The sequence below is a fragment of the Flavobacterium sp. Leaf359 genome (assembly GCF_001423985.1).
GTDB lineage: Bacteria > Bacteroidota > Bacteroidia > Flavobacteriales > Flavobacteriaceae > Flavobacterium > Flavobacterium lindanitolerans.
Genome location: NZ_LMPW01000001.1, coordinates 451,552 through 470,000, shown reverse-complemented (window position 1 = coordinate 470,000; position 18,449 = coordinate 451,552). Strand labels below are relative to the sequence as shown.

14 protein-coding genes are annotated in these 18,449 nt (G+C 37.7%); 10 read left to right on the top strand and 4 right to left on the bottom strand.

Annotation, left to right across the window (positions count from 1 at the left end):
* Positions 1-320: 320 nt before the first annotated feature.
* The 4 genes from ASG38_RS02090 (at position 321) to ASG38_RS02075 (ending at position 7,071) form a co-directional block, all read left to right on the top strand.
* Positions 321-4,508, top strand: a complete 4,188-nt coding sequence (locus tag ASG38_RS02090) for a fibronectin type III domain-containing protein (RefSeq protein ID WP_056066435.1) — start codon at positions 321-323, stop codon at positions 4,506-4,508.
* 141 nt (positions 4,509-4,649) lie between these two features.
* The gene (locus tag ASG38_RS02085) at positions 4,650-5,198 is read left to right on the top strand and encodes a GNAT family N-acetyltransferase (protein ID WP_056066432.1); all 549 of its coding nucleotides are present in this window, start codon (positions 4,650-4,652) and stop codon (positions 5,196-5,198) included.
* Positions 5,199-5,226: 28 nt separating this feature from the next.
* Entirely contained in the window at positions 5,227-6,738 is a 1,512-nt protein-coding gene (locus ASG38_RS02080; protein WP_056066429.1) for a S41 family peptidase, read from the top strand.
* A 36-nt stretch (positions 6,739-6,774) separates the two neighbouring features.
* Entirely contained in the window at positions 6,775-7,071 is a 297-nt protein-coding gene (locus ASG38_RS02075) for a hypothetical protein (RefSeq protein ID WP_056066427.1), read from the top strand.
* 48 nt (positions 7,072-7,119) lie between these two features.
* Here ASG38_RS02075 and ASG38_RS02070 read toward each other — a convergent pair whose 3' ends face one another.
* Positions 7,120-7,485 (bottom strand): helix-turn-helix domain-containing protein, encoded by a 366-nt coding sequence (locus tag ASG38_RS02070; RefSeq protein WP_056066423.1) that lies wholly within the window; start codon positions 7,483-7,485, stop codon positions 7,120-7,122.
* A gap of 239 nt (positions 7,486-7,724) precedes the next feature.
* Between ASG38_RS02070 and ASG38_RS02065 the strand changes: the two genes are divergently transcribed.
* Positions 7,725-8,636 carry a ClpXP adapter SpxH family protein gene (locus ASG38_RS02065; protein WP_056066751.1) on the top strand — a complete coding sequence of 304 codons (912 nt, stop codon included), beginning with the start codon at positions 7,725-7,727 and terminating at the stop codon, positions 8,634-8,636.
* Positions 8,637-8,734: 98 nt separating this feature from the next.
* On the opposite strand, the gene ASG38_RS02060 is transcribed toward ASG38_RS02065, so the two are convergent.
* The gene (locus tag ASG38_RS02060; protein WP_056066419.1) at positions 8,735-10,021 is read right to left on the bottom strand and encodes an erythromycin esterase family protein; all 1,287 of its coding nucleotides are present in this window, start codon (positions 10,019-10,021) and stop codon (positions 8,735-8,737) included.
* Between the two features lie 154 nt (positions 10,022-10,175).
* On the opposite strand from ASG38_RS02060, the gene ASG38_RS02055 reads away from it, so the two are divergent.
* Positions 10,176-10,748: a Crp/Fnr family transcriptional regulator gene (locus ASG38_RS02055; protein WP_056066417.1), complete on the top strand. Its 573-nt coding sequence runs from the start codon at positions 10,176-10,178 to the stop codon at positions 10,746-10,748.
* A 78-nt stretch (positions 10,749-10,826) separates the two neighbouring features.
* Entirely contained in the window at positions 10,827-11,462 is a 636-nt protein-coding gene (locus ASG38_RS02050; RefSeq protein WP_056066414.1) for a hypothetical protein, read from the top strand.
* A 49-nt stretch (positions 11,463-11,511) separates the two neighbouring features.
* Here the strand turns inward: ASG38_RS02050 and ASG38_RS02045 are convergent, their stop codons facing one another.
* On the bottom strand, positions 11,512-11,958 hold the full coding sequence (locus ASG38_RS02045; protein ID WP_056066411.1) for a GNAT family N-acetyltransferase: 447 nt from the start codon (positions 11,956-11,958) through the stop codon (positions 11,512-11,514).
* Between the two features lie 86 nt (positions 11,959-12,044).
* On the opposite strand from ASG38_RS02045, the gene ASG38_RS02040 reads away from it, so the two are divergent.
* Both ASG38_RS02040 and ASG38_RS02035 read left to right on the top strand, forming a co-directional pair.
* Entirely contained in the window at positions 12,045-13,490 is a 1,446-nt protein-coding gene (locus tag ASG38_RS02040) for a PLP-dependent aminotransferase family protein (RefSeq protein WP_056066408.1), read from the top strand.
* A 242-nt stretch (positions 13,491-13,732) separates the two neighbouring features.
* Positions 13,733-14,950 (top strand): hypothetical protein, encoded by a 1,218-nt coding sequence (locus ASG38_RS02035; protein WP_056066405.1) that lies wholly within the window; start codon positions 13,733-13,735, stop codon positions 14,948-14,950.
* Between the two features lie 128 nt (positions 14,951-15,078).
* On the opposite strand, the gene ASG38_RS02030 is transcribed toward ASG38_RS02035, so the two are convergent.
* Complete coding sequence (locus tag ASG38_RS02030; protein WP_056066402.1) at positions 15,079-17,454, bottom strand: outer membrane beta-barrel family protein; 2,376 nt, start codon at positions 17,452-17,454, stop codon at positions 15,079-15,081.
* A 175-nt stretch (positions 17,455-17,629) separates the two neighbouring features.
* On the opposite strand from ASG38_RS02030, the gene ASG38_RS02025 reads away from it, so the two are divergent.
* The coding region (locus tag ASG38_RS02025; RefSeq protein WP_162239637.1) for a sensor histidine kinase at positions 17,630-18,449 on the top strand (820 nt) is incomplete at its 3' end.

Genomic DNA, 18,449 nt, shown 5'->3' with positions numbered 1-18,449 from the left:
TCAAAATTTTTTTTTCCAATTTCTGATTTCCTGGTCGCTTTGAAACGAGTTGAAATCAGGCAGTCTATTCTTTGCAGATGTTAGTGTAATTGTCCAAAAAAATGCGAGCTTCTTTTTTTCATAAAACGATGCTACACCGGATTACTACGTTAATATCCAAAAAAGCTTCGCTTATACATCAGTTGAGATTATGATTTTTCTTTGATTTATTATTGTATGCTGAAAAAACCCTAAACTATGAAATTAGAAGTCCTTACGGTCAAAATAACGTCGGTTAAATTAGCCTCTGAAAATTTAAAAGCAAACCTTAAATATAAACTATGAAAACAAAAATTACTTTTCTGTACCTTCTGGCACTTATATGCTTTATCCAGAAGGTCAGTGCGCAATGCACTTACGGAAGTCTGACTTCCTCCCAAGCAATTACCCCCGTTTATGACAACAATGAACGTATTATCTTCAATGGGATACGTCCGGGCGAATATCTGTTGATAAAAACATTTTCAACGGCTACGCGATATACATTCAAAAGCACACGTGCCACAGATTATATCACAATTGCCGATGCTAATGGTGCACAGGTATTTGTGAGCGGACTCTCGGGTTCGAATGGTCTGAACTTTACACCTCCTTATCCTCAGACGATTCGTTATTACATTCACACCGGCTCACAGTGCGAGAGTGGTGATATAACAGATAGACAAGTATATTTAAAAACTACCACAATAGACAGTTCCTGTGATTCGCCTAATACACTTTCGGTTTCGAATATCACATCAAACTCTTGTAAAGTGAGTTGGAACGCTCAAATTATAGGGCAGATTACATCCTATGATGTTTATGTAAACACTACTGGAATTTCTCCTGTTACGAATACAATTCCAACTACGGAGGCTAACGGTTCCAGAGAAGCTCAAGTATCAGGATTAGCTCCTAATACAACACACTACTACTGGGTACGTACTCAATGTGTTTCCGATAGAGGAGTTTGGGTTCCTGGTGGCTCTTTTACGACTACTGCTTCCGGAACGGGTACTGCAGGCTGTAACGGTGCTCCTTTTGGACTGTATCCTGAAGCCACTGTCAATGTAACCTGTAACGGAACTGTTCAGCAAATTGCTGCCGATGCCCATGCAGGTGAATATACAAACGTATATGTAACTCCTAATGAGCAATACACATTCACCAGTTCTGTATCAACAGATTTTATTACTATTACTGATCCTACCGGAGCTACCATTTATGCTTCCGGACAAACTCCGTTAGTATGGGTTAACAACTCCAACTGGGCAACTATCAGATATTACCTGCATACCAATTCTTCTTGCGGTACACAGAATACAGCAAGAATCAAATCGATTAAATGTGGTGGTGTTGTAGGAGGATGTACCGTTGGAGAGCTTCATCCACAAACTACATTTACTCCTGCCTGCTCCGGCTCTCTTGAAATGATTGTTAACGACGCCTATGCCGGCGAATATTCAAATGTCAATGTAACGGCAAATAAACAATATACTTTTTCAAGTTCGAATGTAAATGATTATATCACTATTGCGAATCCGGTTGGAAATGCAGCAATAGCTACCGGTCCTTCTCCATTAGTTTGGAATTCAGGTTCTACGTCTGGTGTTATCAGGTACTACATACACACTAATTCAAGTTGTGGTACACAAAACATCAACAGACAACGTTACATAAAATGTACAGCTGCGGAACCAACTTGTGGTGTGCCAACTGCTTTATCGGTTTCAAACATAACTTCAAATTCAAGCCGATTAAGCTGGACTGCACCTGCAACAGCACCTACTTCATACGATCTTTATATTGTTACTGCCAATACGGCTCCTACTGCAAATACGGCTGCTACTGTTACAAGCACTACTGCCGGAGTTGACGTTTTAAGCGGATTGGAAGGTTCTACAACTTATTACTACTGGATCAGATCCAATTGTGGATCTACAAAGAGTGCCTGGGTATCTGGCGGAAATTTTACAACCATTGCAGCCCTGAACTGTAACGGTGCTATCTACGGATTGTATCCTAATGCAACTTTCACACCTGCATGTACAGGAGCTAATGAACCAATAGCTACTGACTGCTGGGCAGGAGAATACTCAAATGTGAATGTAGTGGCAAATAAGCAATATACTTTTACAAGCTCGGTTGCTACAGACTATATTACTATTACAAATGCTGCCGGAACAACAGTTTTGGCAAGTGGAGTAACTCCTTTAAACTGGACTTCAGGTTCTACTACAGGAGTTGTAAGATATCATTTGAATACGAATGCTAGCTGTGGAACTGCAAACACAAATAGAACGCGTTCTGTTATGTGTGTTGATGCTCCAACAGGAGGTTGTGGTGTGCCAAGTGCTTTATCGGTTACCAACATAACATCAAACTCAATCCGATTAACCTGGACTGCGCCTGCAACTGCACCTGCTTCATACGATATTTATATCGTTACTACAAATACGGCACCAAATGCCAATACTGCAGCTACTGTTACAAGTACTACTGCCGGTGTGGGTGTTTTAAGAGGATTGGATGCTTCTACAACTTACTATTACTGGATCAGATCCAATTGTGGTGGTACAAAAAGTGCATGGGTATCTGGTGGAAGTTTTACGACTATTGCTGCTCTAAACTGTAACGGTGCTACTAACGGATTGTATCCTAATGCAACTTTCACGCCAGCGTGTACCGGAGCTAATGAACAAATCGCTTCTGACTCCTGGGCAGGAGAATATTCAAATGTCAATATAATGGATAACAAACAGTACACATTTACAAGTTCTGTTGCTACAGATTATATTACCATTACAAATGCGAATGGAACGGTAGTTTTGGCTAGCGGAGTAACGCCTTTAAACTGGAACTCTGGTTCTACTTCAGGAGTTGTAAGATACCACTTGAATACCAATGCGAGCTGTGGAACTGCAAACACAGATAGAGTACGTTCTATCAAGTGTGTTGACGCTACCCCAAGTTGCGGTGCACCTTCTAACCTTTCAGTAACCGATGTAACATCAAACTCAGCCCGAATTATCTGGACGGCTCCAACTCCTGCTCCTATGGGATATGACTTGTATGTTGTACAAAGCAATACTGCTCCAACGGCAAACAGTAATCCTACACACTTGTCTTCTACCAACTCAAGACTTATTACCGGATTGAGTCCTGCAACCAATTATAACTATTGGGTACGTGCAAATTGCGGTTCCACAAGAGGAAACTGGGTTTATGGCGGAAGTTTTGATGCTATTCCTGCTGTTGGTTGTAATGGCGCTATATATGGCTCTTACCCTACAGAAACGCTTCAAATCCCTTGTACCGGAAGCCCTGAGATAGTTGCTGAAGGTCTTGCCGGGCAGTTTACAAAAATTTACATCAATTTTGGTCAGTATTATGTATTCTCAAGTTCAATAGCAACAGATTATATCACCATTACGGATGCTACTGGAATGACAGTTTATGCAAGTGGAACTACACCACTAAGCTGGTCATCAGGAAGCAATGTAGGATCTATCCGTTTTTATGTACATAGCAATGCAAACTGTGGAGCTGAAGATGCCATCAGAGTAAAATCGGTTAACTGCAGCAGTACTCCTATCGGAGGTTGCGGTCTGCCAAGCAACGTTTCGGTATCTAATGTAACATCAAACTCTGCCCTGATCAGATGGACTGCTCCATCACCAACACCTTCGTCAGGATATGACTTATATGTGGTGCAAAGCAATACTGCTCCAACATACAATAGCACACCAACACATACGGTTTCTAATAACTACACTTCAATGGTTGTTAGCGGACTAAGTCCTGCAACAAATTACAGCTATTGGATACGAGCTAATTGTGGTTCTACAAAAGGAGACTGGGTTTATGGCGGAAGTTTTGATGCTATCCCTGCTGTTGGATGTAATGGTGCTACATTTGGACCTAATCCTGCAGAAGCAATTCAAATAGCCTGTATGGGATCTGCAGAGGTAGTTTCTCAAGGTTTTGCCGGTGAGTTTACAAAAATTTACATCAATTATGGTCAGCAATATACCTTCTCAACTTCAGTAGCAACGGATTATATTACTATCACAGATGATAATGGAATGACCGTTTTGGCAAGCGGACCTTCGCCATTGAACTGGTCATCTGGCAGCAATGTGGGTGTTATCCGTTATTATGTACATACTAATGCAAACTGTGGTTCTCAGGATGCCGTTCGAGTTAAATCAGTTACTTGTAGAAATCCTCTTGGTATTGATCAGTTTGCTCAAAATAATGTTACTATTTATCCTAACCCAAGTTATGGTCAGTTTACTGTAGAAACCGGAAGTGTAATAGCTGATAACATTACAATTACAGATAACCTTGGAAGAGTAATCACCACTTTCAAACCATCTCTGTCAAAATCGGATTTATCGATAGATAGTTTTGCAGAAGGTATTTATTATGTGAAAATAGATTACCAGAATAAGAGTGTTACTAAAAAACTGGCTCTTAAAAAGAACTAATTTTTATAAATTACTCTGGCTTAAACTTAAAACCCCGCTTTTAGCGGGGTTTTATTTTTATAGCTATCAAGTTGAAGTTTGGAACTGCCACTTAGTTTCTAAACGAAAAAACTATAACTTTACAGAAATACAAAACGAAAAATGCTTATCATAAATTTTTCAGATTTTCCTGAATTGGAAACCCAGAGGCTGAAACTCCGACGTGCTGATTTAAATGACGTCAATGAACTATTTGCACTACGTTCTGACCCAAACATCATGAAATATATTCCGCGTCCGGTAGCTACATCACTTGAAGAAGCAACAGAACACTTCAAAATGATGGATGAAAAAATCAGCAACAATGAGATGATTAACTGGGCCATTACGCTGAAAGACAATCCTAAAATGATAGGAACTATTGGCTATTTCCGTATGAAGCCGGAACATTACCGGGCAGAAATTGGCTATATGCTGCTTCCTGACTTTCATGGAAAAGGTTATGTTACCGAAGCCATTAATGGGGTTGTCGACTATGGGTTTACTAAAATGGGATTACATTCTATCGAGGCAATGATTGATCCTGAAAATATAGCGTCGGCCAAAGTATTGGAAAAATGCAGTTTTGTTAAGGAAGCACATTTTAAGGAAAATGAATTTTATAACGGAGAATTTATTGACACTGTAATCTACTCTAAATTAAACAGATAAGAATTATCAATAACCATAGCCTTAAATAATGAAACCAGACACAAAATATAAAACTCTATTCAATATAATCGTTATTACTTTATTTATAGGGGCTACTCTACCCGTTAAAGGCCAGGAAAGAAGTCATAAATCTTCTGAAAAAGAGAGTGTTGCAACAAAGCTCTCTGTAAAAAATATGCAGGCCGATATGGCTATCCTGTGGTCGGCAATAAAAGAGATGCATCCGGGATATAATTATTATACCTCAGCTGACAGTCTCCGCAAAGTTTATGATCAGACCTATTCATCAATCAGTAAACCGTTATATGAAAGTGAATTTATTTCTCAGCTATACCCATTTATCTGTAAATTAAGATGTGGGCATACACAGATAAAACATTCTGTAGGACATAAAGATCCTCAGGGTCTGCATCCTGCCTATATACCATTTGAAGTACTTGTCACTAATGGTAAGGTTTTTATAACTACCCATCAAACAGAGGTATTACGAACCGGGGATGAAATTATCAGTATCAATGACGTTGTTGTAAAAGAAATTATCAAACATGGTTTTGACTTGTATTCTACTGACGGATATAATCAAACCTTTAAAGAATTGTTTTTAAGTGAATACGGCGGTTTTGCGGACGCCTGCAATAAATATTACCATTGGAAAGGTGCTTATAAAATGCAGATACGAACCAGGCAAGGCGAACTTAAAGATTTGACTATAGATACAGATGAAATAATCTTGAACGACCCCCAAGCTTCGCTTCTTGATAATTATACAAACTGGACTACGGCAAAAAACACAGGAAATCTTAAGCTTCGGTTTTTTAATGATTCTCAGACTGCATTATTTGAGACAAAGCCTTTCTCCTATCAGGACACCATTACTTATAAAGAGGCTTTTAAGCAGATCGAGTCTAAAAAAATAAAGAATCTGATACTGGATATGCGACACAATACGGGAGGTGACATCCGTGTTGCAATTCAATTGTTGTCCTATCTCGCAGACTCACCTTTTTCTATCATTAAAGATGTCAAGTCGCGGTTACAAAACCCGGATTTTAATAAGTCTGCCAACTATTTTGATAAAGATCGTACCAATGATTTTTTACAGGGATATAAAATCACCAATAAAGAAGGTTTATGGTATCATGTAGAGACGACACCTGCAATGGGCACAGTATACGGTCCGCTTCCGTTAGCAAAAGAGTATCATTTTGATGGCAATTTATATGTCTTAATTGATGGAGCCACTTTTTCTTCGGGTGCTCTTTTTACAGCAGCGCTTAAATCACAACGTAAAAATGTAAAATTCATTGGGAGAGAAACTGCCGGCAGTGAAGAAGGATGCAATGGTATGGTCATGCAGGAATTAACGTTACCAAACACCAAGATAAGGATTGACTTCCCCTGGATGCGTGTCGAATCTGTAGCCCTAAATTCAATTCGTGGTCGGGGAATTATGCCGGATTACAAAGTGGAGTATGCTCCATCAGACATTATAACTAAAAAAGATTGTGATCTTGAAAAAGCTATGGAACTGATAAAGTAATTAGCTAGCCGTAAGCATTAACCAATATGGCTCAAAATGAAATCTTATACATTATTTATAACTCTATTTTTTCTGGCTTTATGCAGTTGCGAATCCAGAGAAGAAAAAATAAACAGCAATTGGAAATACGCAGGAGGTTATCATATTGGAGATTTTTTAAGTTTTGAACATCAAAATTTAAAAATACAAAATGATACTATTTATAAAGACTCAAAGCCTTTCGCTGTTATAATAGAATTAAAAACAACCTACTTACCCGGAACGGAAAACAAACTTACATTAAAAGATATTAAAAGTGGAGCGTTAGGAATCTATACTGATAAAGGAAAATAATATTTATTAATGAAACACCTAACCTTAGCCACTTAGAGCCTCAGTACCTTAGACCTCTTGAAAATAAACCTTCTTCCTGTAATCAATTCCCCATTTTGCCATTTCATCAATTAATGGCGAAAGTGTCTTGCCATATTCTGTAATTGAATATTCAACGGTTATTGGTTTTGTGTTCATTACTCTTCGATTGACTAAATTATTTACTTCCAAATCCTGAAGTTCCTTTGAGAGCATTTTTGTTCCGATTCCGTTGATTTCCCGTAACAGGTCCATAAATCCCAATGTATTGCCTTCTATTAGTGTTCCCAATATATGAAATTTCCACTTTCCGGATAACAGGCTCATCGTATCACTAATAGCTTGCATTCGAACCTGACAAATAGGTGTAGCATTTATTTCGGCGGTTTTTTTCATCGTTTTTGAATTAAATGTATGTTTTACAAAGTTATGCAATCCATCAGACACTTTCTAAAAGGAAAGTAGTTTCCAAAGGGAAACCCATAGCAAATATACATCGAATGTAGCGTAGTTTTGTGGGTATAAATTGTAAGCCTATTCTGAAATAGTATTCAAAAAAAATGAAATTAAAATCTATAACAGTACTAGTATTAATGCTGGCTAACTTCGGTTGTCAGGCTCAAACAGATAAAAAAATGGAAAACAATACCAACCCCCTATTATGTGATCCTGTTGAAGGTATTTGTGGAATACCCGATAATGCAGAATCAGGAAAAGTTGTAACGCAAAACACCCAAAAACCAGTAAAGGTTATTTATTTCACAGACCCTATTTGTTCTTCTTGCTGGGGAATAGAACCACAAATCCGAAAACTAAAATTGGAATACGGTAATAGTATCGAAATTGAGTACCGAATGGGTGGTTTATTACCGGATTGGAGCTATAACAGCGGCGGTATCAGCAAACCTTCTGATGTAGCACATCATTGGGATGAAGTGAGTCTTTATTATGATATGCCAATTGATGGTGATGTTTGGTTGGAAGACCCGCTACCATCCTCCTATCCGCCATCGATAGCTTTTAAAGCCGCAGAAATGCAGGGCAAAGAAAAAGCTATTCAATTTTTAAGGGAAATCCGGGAAATGGTTTTCCTGCAAAAAAAGAACATTGCCAAATGGGAAAATTTAGAAATAGCCGCTAAAAAAGTGGGATTGGATGTAAAACAATTTACAACCGATTTTAATGGCAAAGCCAAAGTACTTTTTGAGGAAGATTTGCATTTTGCAAAACAAAATGGTGTCAGAGGATTTCCAACTATCTTCTTTATAGATGCAACAGGACAGAAGGAAACCGTTTATGGTTCAAAACCATATGTATTTTATGAAAGTGCTATTTTAAAACTTCACTCAAAAGCTACCAAAAGCGAGTATTATAAAAATTGGGAAGTGCTTTTTTCAAAATATCCTTCTTTAACGGCAAAAGAATTTTCTGAACTTTCCGGAACACCAAGAGCAGATAGCGAAAAGCAATTAAATGAACTTGTAGCAAAAGGCAAATTAGAGAAGCTGACAACTAAAAATGGTTCTATTTGGACAAAAAAGAATTAGTTACTGAAGCTCAAACACAATCTAGTTTTAAAACCTGTAAACCATAAGATTTACAGGTTTTTTGTTCTTACTGACACCTCCAAATATACAAATTGTTTCTATGTTTGTTTTTGACGAACACTAGGTGAAATTTTTTTCAAGAAAATAATACCATCATAGGTTTCCTCATATTTTCTTGAAAAAAACTTCGGGTCCTTCGGGTCAAATCCTGGTCCCCCTATAAAAAGCTGCTTCATTTTAGTACCAAAGAATTTTTTCATCTCAGGATTTTTAACAGCTGTGGCAATATCAACAAAATAGATATCAGGCTGGGCTTGAAAAAAAGTTTCTGCATACGTTTTATTATAAGGTTTGTCAAGTAGACGGTATTCCGATCCTAATACCTGCTCATTTTTAATAATAAAGCCCAACATCTTACCGCTTCCAAAATCAAATCCCATAGCATAATAGTCATCCTTAAAGTGTTCTTTAAGCCTGCTGCCCAAGCTTGGTACCGTCATACCCAAATCTTTTTTATTTATATGCTCATTATGTGCCCATATAAATACCTTACTATCTGGCACTTCTATATTCATTATCTTTAAAACATTCTCATACATTGCATTATCACGCACATCTGCAGCCGGCCATGAAATATAAGCTGTATAATCTTCCAGATAGCCCAACCCTCGCATCATATCAATATATTCATTTGCATTTGCAGCCTTTAAGCGTGTTGAATCCTGTTCTAGCAATTGGGTTAACTGCTGTAGTTTCGGTTGCATTTTCTTTGCCCATTCCTTTATTTTTACATGCCCATATTCTGCTACCGAACAACTGTCTGCTGCTGCTAACAGGTTTTCATCAATATTAATATTATACTTTTGAACGTAGCTTCTTAGCCTTTTATTAATATCATCTCCCATTTGGTTATCTATTCCATAAAATCGTATCTGTGCCTCCCGGGGTTTTCCCTGATTGTAATCACGCATCCATTCCAGCAAATCAGCTACTTCAGTAGTACGCCATAAAAAATGTCTAAAATTTTTTATAAGACTAGCTTTATCTCCAGGACCGCCACTTATCCATTCATTAATAGCTTGTTCAGCCTGATAACTTTCCTCCATAATAAAAATCCTCACACCATTGTGCTCAACCAGGTATTTAAAAAACTTGGCTTTCAGGTCAAAAAATTCTTTAGCATGATGGGTAGCTTCACCAAACCCATAAATTCTTGCTTCTTTAAAGCCTTGAGGTTCATTCTGTGTAAATGCCACTAGCTCTGTATCAGGATTTGCATCTTCAACAACAATTGCGTTGGTATTTAGCCAGGATACGACATTGCTGGTTTGTGCATTCAAGCTAATCGATAACAAAAATCCTAAACAGTAAAAAGCTCTATACATAGTTTATTTTGGTTTTGGGTAAATGTAAAAATAAAAAAGTTGCTTCTGGGCACTAATACGCAAACAGGAGTAATTTATACTACAACTACAATTTTACATCCTTTTTATATCCTATATTGCGGGTAATGATTCTTTTGTTTTTTTAATTTGTATTATGAACTCATTATATAACTATTTCTGCACGGTACATCCTGTTTTTGCCCCTAGTGATTTTGAGCTTCTGACAAAAGATTTCCAGACGAAGCACTTCAAAAAAGGCGATTATATAGTGTGCGAGGGCGAAACACAGCGCAATATCTACTTTGTTGAAAAAGGCATCCAGATGTATAACTTTGATACACAGGGTAAAACCAATATTCTGGGCTTTGCCTATCCTCCAAACCTCTGTGTGGTAATGGAATCGTTTATTTTTCAGAAACCATCAACCTATAATGTAACCTGTATTACAGACAGTACGTTAAGCTATCTGAGCTATGCTGCTTTACAGGAAATTTTTGAGCAGTCCCGACAGGTAGAACGGCTATTCCGAAAATTATCTGAGAACCTGTCTATAGGTCTTCTCAACAGACAGATGGAACTCCGCTCTACTACTATTGAAGAGCGTTTTAAGATATTTTGCCAAAGGAGTCCACACCTATTGCAACAAGTACCCCAAAAATATATAGCCGCCTATCTGGCAATAGACCCGACCAACTTTAGCAAGCTGATGAATACCGTGCGGTTCTGACGTTGGTGCAGACCAATTTTTTTACCGGAAAAATAACTGTTCTTTGAAGTGTTCATTAAACGGTAAAAATATAAGGTTATGACTTTTCAACACCTATTTTATATACCCACAATTTTTCTATTGGGTCTTATTTTTGGAATACTGCTGAGTAATAATAAAGATACAGCACCTGCAGATGGTAAGGTGAGCGCAAAAAAACTGGGACTGGTTTTCCTGATTTTTCTTATCGTGTTTGTGATTACACATACCTTTACTATTCCCGCAGGCTCCAAACAGGTAAGTATGTTATTGGGCGGACTGGAAATATTCGACAAAAAGCCAATATTCGGGAGCGATGCAGTATATCACTATATGCAGTCATTTACCGAGATAGGAATACAGGTATATAAACGTTTTACATATACTATTGATGTTGTTTTTCCTTTATCTATGCTGGCATTTCTGCATACTTTTTCCAAATTCACATTGCAACGGATAAAACTTCCAAAATATTTCTTCAAAATAGCCGGGTTACTTCCGTGGATATGGTTTGGGTTTGATATGCTTGAAAATGCAACTGTATTTTATCTCCTTTCCGAATTACCGAAGCAACATCCTTTTATAGCCGGGTCGCTTGGATGGATTACTGTAATAAAATTTGTTTTGCTCTTCCTTTCGCTTTTCGTACCGGCTTCGTTACTTTTATTGGCACGAAAACTGCGCTATCAGTACTAATTTTGAAATGATTTAAAAACGGCAGATTACTAATCTGCCGTTCTTCTACCTATTTCCACCAATGGTAGTAATTATGCAATCCGTCATACTCGAATCCACAACGCGGATAGAGTTGGTTTCCAATATCGTTTGTCTTTTCTGTTTCAAGCATTAATCCGCAAGCCCCGGTTTCTTCACACCATTGTTTACTACGGTCAATTAAGGCTACAGAAAGTCCTTTCCCTCTGTAATCCGGATGTACAAACAAATCACTTAATAACCATTGTTTCTGTAGTTTGGTGTAATGAAAAAGTTTGTACAGTTGTACAAATCCCACTGCTTTACCATCGACTATAGCCAGAAAAATATCGGATTCGCTGTTTAGGAACCTTTCTTTTAAAAATGTCTTGCCTCTTTCCAAATCGGATTCCTGCCGGTAGAAAACTCTGTAGAGATTAAACAAAACGGCGGTTTCATTCAAGTCTTCCAGACTTGCTTTTTTAATTTGATAATTCATGTTGTTATGTATTTAAATTATCCGGCTAAAGTATCTTCAATTTGGACTACCTTTGTAATCCAGATTTAACTTAATTAGTAGTCCAGATGTTTCCGTTTCAAAATATCATTACCCTTGATAAAGAGAGTAAGACTCCTTTATACAGACAGATTGCCATCTCAATTATCAATGAAATAAGAACGGGAACATTAAAAGCCGGAACTCCCTTGCCAGGAACAAGGGAGCTTTCTAAATTACTGGGCGTACACCGTAAAACAGTAATTGCAGCCTATGATGAACTGCATGCCCAGGACTGGATAGTTGTCATTCCAAGAAAACAGGTGACTGTATCGAAACAGATTCCGGTATTAAAAGCCAAGAACTGGAGTCAGGAAAAAAACTCATCGTCCTATCAAAATGCTTTCAGCCTTCCTTTTCATAAAGCAGAAGAAAAAACGTCTGATAAGAAAATACTAACCGCTCCTGAAATTCTTATTGATGACGGCTATCCCGATATAAGACTTTCACCCATAGAAGACCTGTTAAAAATATACAGGTCCTACACAACACGGAAATATGCCGTCAAAAATGCTATTGTAGGAACCACGCAAGGCACATTGACACTAAGAAATGAACTCGTCAACTATTTATCCAAAACCCGCGGACTGAATATCACAGCCGATAATCTGTTAATTACACATGGCGCCCAGATGAGTATTTATCTGGCTTCGCAATTGCTGTTAGATAAAGACGCTACTATTATTACCGGTAATCCCGATTATCCTATAGCTAACAAAACATTTGCAAGAACCAAAGCAACGCTAATTGAAGTCGCTGTTGATGAAAATGGACTGGATATGGCTGCAGTGGAAAAAATATGCAAAAAGAAAAAAATAACCGCAGTTTATGTTATTCCCCATCACCACTATCCAACAACCGTGACATTGAGTGTGCAAAGAAGAATGAAACTTTTGGAACTCTCCCATCAATATTCTTTTGCTATTATTGAAGATGATTATGACTACGATTACCATTATGCTTCCTCTCCCTATTTGCCTATAGCCAGCGGAAGCCATAACGGCAATATAATTTATATTGGCTCTTTTTCTAAAATTTTGGGACCTTCAATACGTATTGGTTTCATGATAGCGCCTAAAAACTTTATTGAACAATGCACAATGCTTCGGGAAGAAATTGACTTTGGAGGCGACGGATATATGCAGAATGCATTGGCAGAACTTATTAAAAACGGAGACTTGAGCAGATGTCTTAAAAAAACAAAAAAAAGCTATCATCAACGTAGAGACTATCTGGATGTGCTCCTAAAAAAACATTTAGGCAACTCTGTTTCTTACTCTCTCCCTGATGGCGGAATGGCAATCTGGATAAAAATAAATCCAATGTTTTCTGTAAATAAATTAACATCAATCCATCAATTGCATATCAAACGGATTCATACTCAGGAAAATGCCTTTCGCTTTGGATTTGCCTCAATGAATGAACCAGAACTTGAGGAAGCTGTTTTATGTTTAAAAGCAGCATTGAAAAACTAAATTTTCGCTTGTTTTTCAAATAAAAAAATCCAATTCCCAATATGTGATTTCATTTTTTTCCTAATTTTACAATAGAAAAAAGTAGCCCTAAAGAATATTTAACCTGCTGTGTAATACACCTACCCCATGGCTATACACAACGGTTTCCTTACTCCCCATGGATTTCTTCATGGATACTTTTACGGATAGAAATTGTATAATCTCTGTCCAACAAACAACTATCAAGTTAAATTTAGGAAACCATGAACAAAAGCTACTTGACTATGCTTATGCTAGTCTTTTTAGGGACAGCATATGCCCAAATTGGTATCGGAACAATTAACCCGGATGCTTCTACTGCCCTGGATGTTACAGCTACAGACAAAGGTATCCTGATTCCAAGAGTAGCACTAACCGGTTCAACAGATACCTCAACAATTACTACAGGAAACGTAGATGGTTTGCTCCTGTTCAATACCGCAACTGTAGCCGACATTACGCCTGGCTATTATTACTGGTTGGCTGGAAAATGGCAACGCATGGACGGTCGCGGTAATGGATGGCAATTAACCGGAAATGCCGGAACCGATGCCAACGCGGACTTTTTAGGTACTACAGACGCGCAAGACCTCACTTTCAGAACAAATAATACGGAACGCCTAAGAATTACACAGCGGGGAAGATTAGATTTTTCGAATACCAGCAGTGACCCGCTATTTCCAAACATCTTTTTAGAAGGCGGGAATGAGACTACTTCAGGAGTCGCCAATATAGCTATGGGTGAATCTGCTCTTGCAAATATTGATAGCGGTCAATTAAATATAGCCATTGGTAGGAATGCATTACAGGCAACTACATCTGGCAGTGTAAATATTGCCATTGGAAATCAAACACTGTCAAGCAATACTGGCAGTTTTTCTAATATTGGTATTGGTTTTGGAGTTCTGCCTGTGCTAAATGGTGGTCAGCACAATATTGGTATAGGTGAAAATGCCGGCTTAACTCTTTTAAGTGGTAACAGAAATACTTTTGTAGGTTCATTTTCGGGCAGTACTCTAAATAACTTAGAAAATGCAACCGCTATTGGCTACATGGCCACGGTTGAGGCAGATAACAGTCTGATATTGGGAGGAACTGGTTCTGCTGCGGTTAATGTAGGAATTGGCAACACAACCCCAAACAGTACACTGCAAATTACCGGTTCTTTTAGTGCGGCAATCAAAAGCACCAATATCAATTACTCGCTCACAGACAAAGATTATACTGTACTTTATACTGTTTCCGGAATCACAGTAACACTTCCAACAGCAGACAGCAGTAATGTTGGAAGAATTTATAATATAGTATGCGATGTTACAGGAGGTTCTGTAAACCTGAATGCGACCGGAACAGATATTACAAAAGACGGATCAGTTATTACCTCAGCAACCGGTTCTATAGTAGTGCAAAGTACCGGAACAAAATGGATTGTTATTCCATAATTACCAAAAGATTTATTTACTTATTAATTTAGATCCAGACCAAAATCCCTTGACTAACAATATATTGACGATACGGAAAAAGCAATAAACCCGTTGACAAATCAACGGGTTATTCTTATCACTTCTGGCTACAATCTGTTTAACTCTTCAGAATTTCCAGATTGACGTTCGCTTGTTTTAAGATTTCTATTACCAAAACGATAAGTCAATGAAAAACGGATGCGCTGTGTGTCCCAAACATTTTTAAATTCCTGAGTTACTCCATACATATTCTGTTTTGAATATTCACGCCCGTTAAAAATATCAGTTCCGCTAATGCCTAACTCTAATTTTTTATCCAGCATTTGGTATTTTACCGTCGCATAAAATTTGGCATACGGTTTTAGGCTTGAGTTTTGGAAAGTTTCTCCAAAATTCTGAAAATAACTAATACTCAGGAAAAACGTTTTGTTTTTGTTTAAGGTAAAATCATTGGTTGTGAAAAAAGACGAAGACGCTCCCTTATTTCTCCTGTCAGAAACTGCAATATCGGATTCGGAATAACTCAAACTAAGACTATTTACGCTGGTCCACCATGGTGTTGGTTTTGCCGTATAACTCTGCGTAAAGCTAAGCATGTCTTCATTTACATAATTCATCCAGATATAATTGTTCTGTTTGGTATCCGGATTCAGGATAGAAGCCTGGTTTACGCCATCTCTCATACTTGAAAAACTGAGTCGTGAATCAAATGTCTTATACGTAAATGTCACTTCAAAATTATGCGTAAATGACGGTCTTAAAAACGGATTTCCTTCATTGTAACTAAATTCGTTGTTTATCGTACGGAATGGATTCAGGCTTTCGTAACTCGGACGGCGGATACGGCGGGAATAATTGAATCCAAGGCTTTTATCTTCTGTAAACTGGTGCAAAATATACAACGTAGGGAACAATTTCAGGTAATCATTCTTATGTCGGTTATTGGCCTCTCTCGAATATCCATCCGTCTGGGTAGCTTCCAAACGTAAGCCCGCCTGAATGTTCCATTTATCATTGAACTTTTTATTTCCGGAAATATACAATGCCTCATTCTTTTCGGTGTATTCAAAATAATTCGACAGATTGGTATCATATACCATTTCACCGTTTTCGTCCTGTTTAAAAGCATTAATCAGGTTATCAGATTTTGAATTGGAAAATCGGGCACCAGCGGTAAAATCGGCTATTTTGGTTGGCAATTCAAAATCTACTTTAGCCGACAAATTTTGTATTCTAATATCGACATCATTAATACCGGCATGTTGGGAATTGGCAATCAGTTCGTTTGCCGGATTATAGTTGGCATAGGCATAACGATTAAAAGTTGGCGTGTGATAGTTCACAAAATCAACATCCACCATCATTTTTTTGCCCAAAGTATCCAGCTTATATTCTGAATACAGGTTGTAAATCTGCTGATAGGTTTTATCATTTGATGTCGCATTATTCTTCATAAATTGCTGAATAGCTCCTCCTTTTTGGTCAAAAATAGTCGTAAGCTGTGGCTGCATATCCGTAAATTTAGAAGTGTAGGCAGAAACTTTTGTGCCAATTGTCCATTTTTTTGTCAGTTGATAATCCAGAGCCAACTGTCCGTTGAAATAGCGGTTTTTACCATCGGAGCTGCTTTCATTCTGCCAAAAAGCATCAGAGTAATAAATATCATTATCCCAATTGATTAATGAACGTCGTATTCCTGTGCTGGCAGAACTTCTGAATGTGAGCTTATTCTTTTGCAAGTTGAAAGCGGTATTGTACTGTTGTGTATTTCTATGTCCGCGTTGATAAGCTCCGCCAATTAACCCATTCCAACTGTCTTTCTTAACCTTTTTCGTAACAATATTGATAATGCCGCTATTGCCTTCGGCCTGATATTTGGCTGGCGGTGTCGTAATTACTTCAATCTTTGACAAGTTCGACGCGCTGATACTCTCCAGATAATTCATCAGTTCCGCCTGTTCCATATAAGTTGGCTTATCATCAATTAACACCATAACCGAATTTTTACCCGAAATGCTGATGCTTTCCTGGGTCACCGTAACACCGGGTGTCGTTCTGAGTGCGTCTATAGCAGTACCTCCTGTAGATGATGTTGCATTGGCTACATGATATACAAAACGGTCTGCTTTGCGTTCCATCAGTTTTTTAGGAGCTTCAATTACCACCTCATCGAGTTTTGTTTTGCTTTCAAACGCAATCACTCCTAAATCAGTATTGCTCTTTAACGAAAGTTCTTGTTTGTATACCACTTCATCAAAATACAAAACCTCTAAACGGTAATTGCCCGTTTGTGCCTGTAAGGCAAAAGAACCATTTTCGGCAGTCTTGCCTCTAAGAGTATCTTTAGCTATCAACAGAACATCGTAAAATGCTGCAGGCTCGCCATTGGCTTGTGCTATGCCTTTTATTTCATGTGTCTGTGCAAAAAGTGAAGTGGTAAATAGAATTGAAATCCAAACTAAAAAATGTGATGCTGTTTTCATGTGTATTATTTTTCAGCAAATCTTCGGCTTTTATTGTTTTTATTTTTTTTATTTCGACCAGCCCGGTCAAAAATCCGACCAATGGGTTGGTCGGAGAAAATGGAGTGTTTGTCGAAAAAAAGTTTTTTCTTATTGCGTAATGCCCTACTTTTCCAATCTCAAAAATAGCCCTGAAATGAAAAAAAAATATGTGATTCTGCTACACCTTTTGTTTTGGTTGTATTATATAATGCAGGATTTGACTGTATTCGACTTTAAGCAACAAAAAATTTCTTTTCCAATACTGGCTTTCGATTTCAATAAACCGGAATATCTCCTGATGCTCTCATTTACAGCAATCTATATTTTTGTTTTTTACCTGAATTACTTAGTATTTATGCCAAAGTTTTTTGATGTAAAAAATGTAAAACGCATTGCATTGTCATTTTTGGCCCTGTTTATCATTTTTATCGGAATGCGCTATTTGATAGAAGAAGTTTTGTTTGACATTCTGTTTGGTTTCCATAATTATTACAAAGGAGTAACCGTTACTTACTATATCTATGATAATTTAGCGTACAGCAGCCTTCCTATTATGGCTTCTTCTGTCTTATGGTTTATTGTAAACATGTTACGCCTGCAAAAAGAGCAACTCGCTTTATTGGAAAGCAAGCGGGAGACCGAAATCAATTTCCTGAAATCGCAAATCAATCCGCATTTTATATTTAATACCCTGAACAATATTTATTATCTGATATTCGAAAAATCAGAAAAAGCACTTCCGGCTGTTGAGCAATTGAGCGGACTCATGCGTTATATGACCTATGAGAGCCAAAATGAAACTATTGCATTGCAACGTGAAATAGCCTACATAGAAAATTTTATTGCTTTAGAAACCATGCGGATTTCAGGCGATGCGCAGGTGTTTTTTAAGAAAAATATCGAAAATCCGGAATGCCGCATTCCTCCTTTGTTACTGATTCCGTTTGTAGAAAATGGCTTTAAACACGGTATTC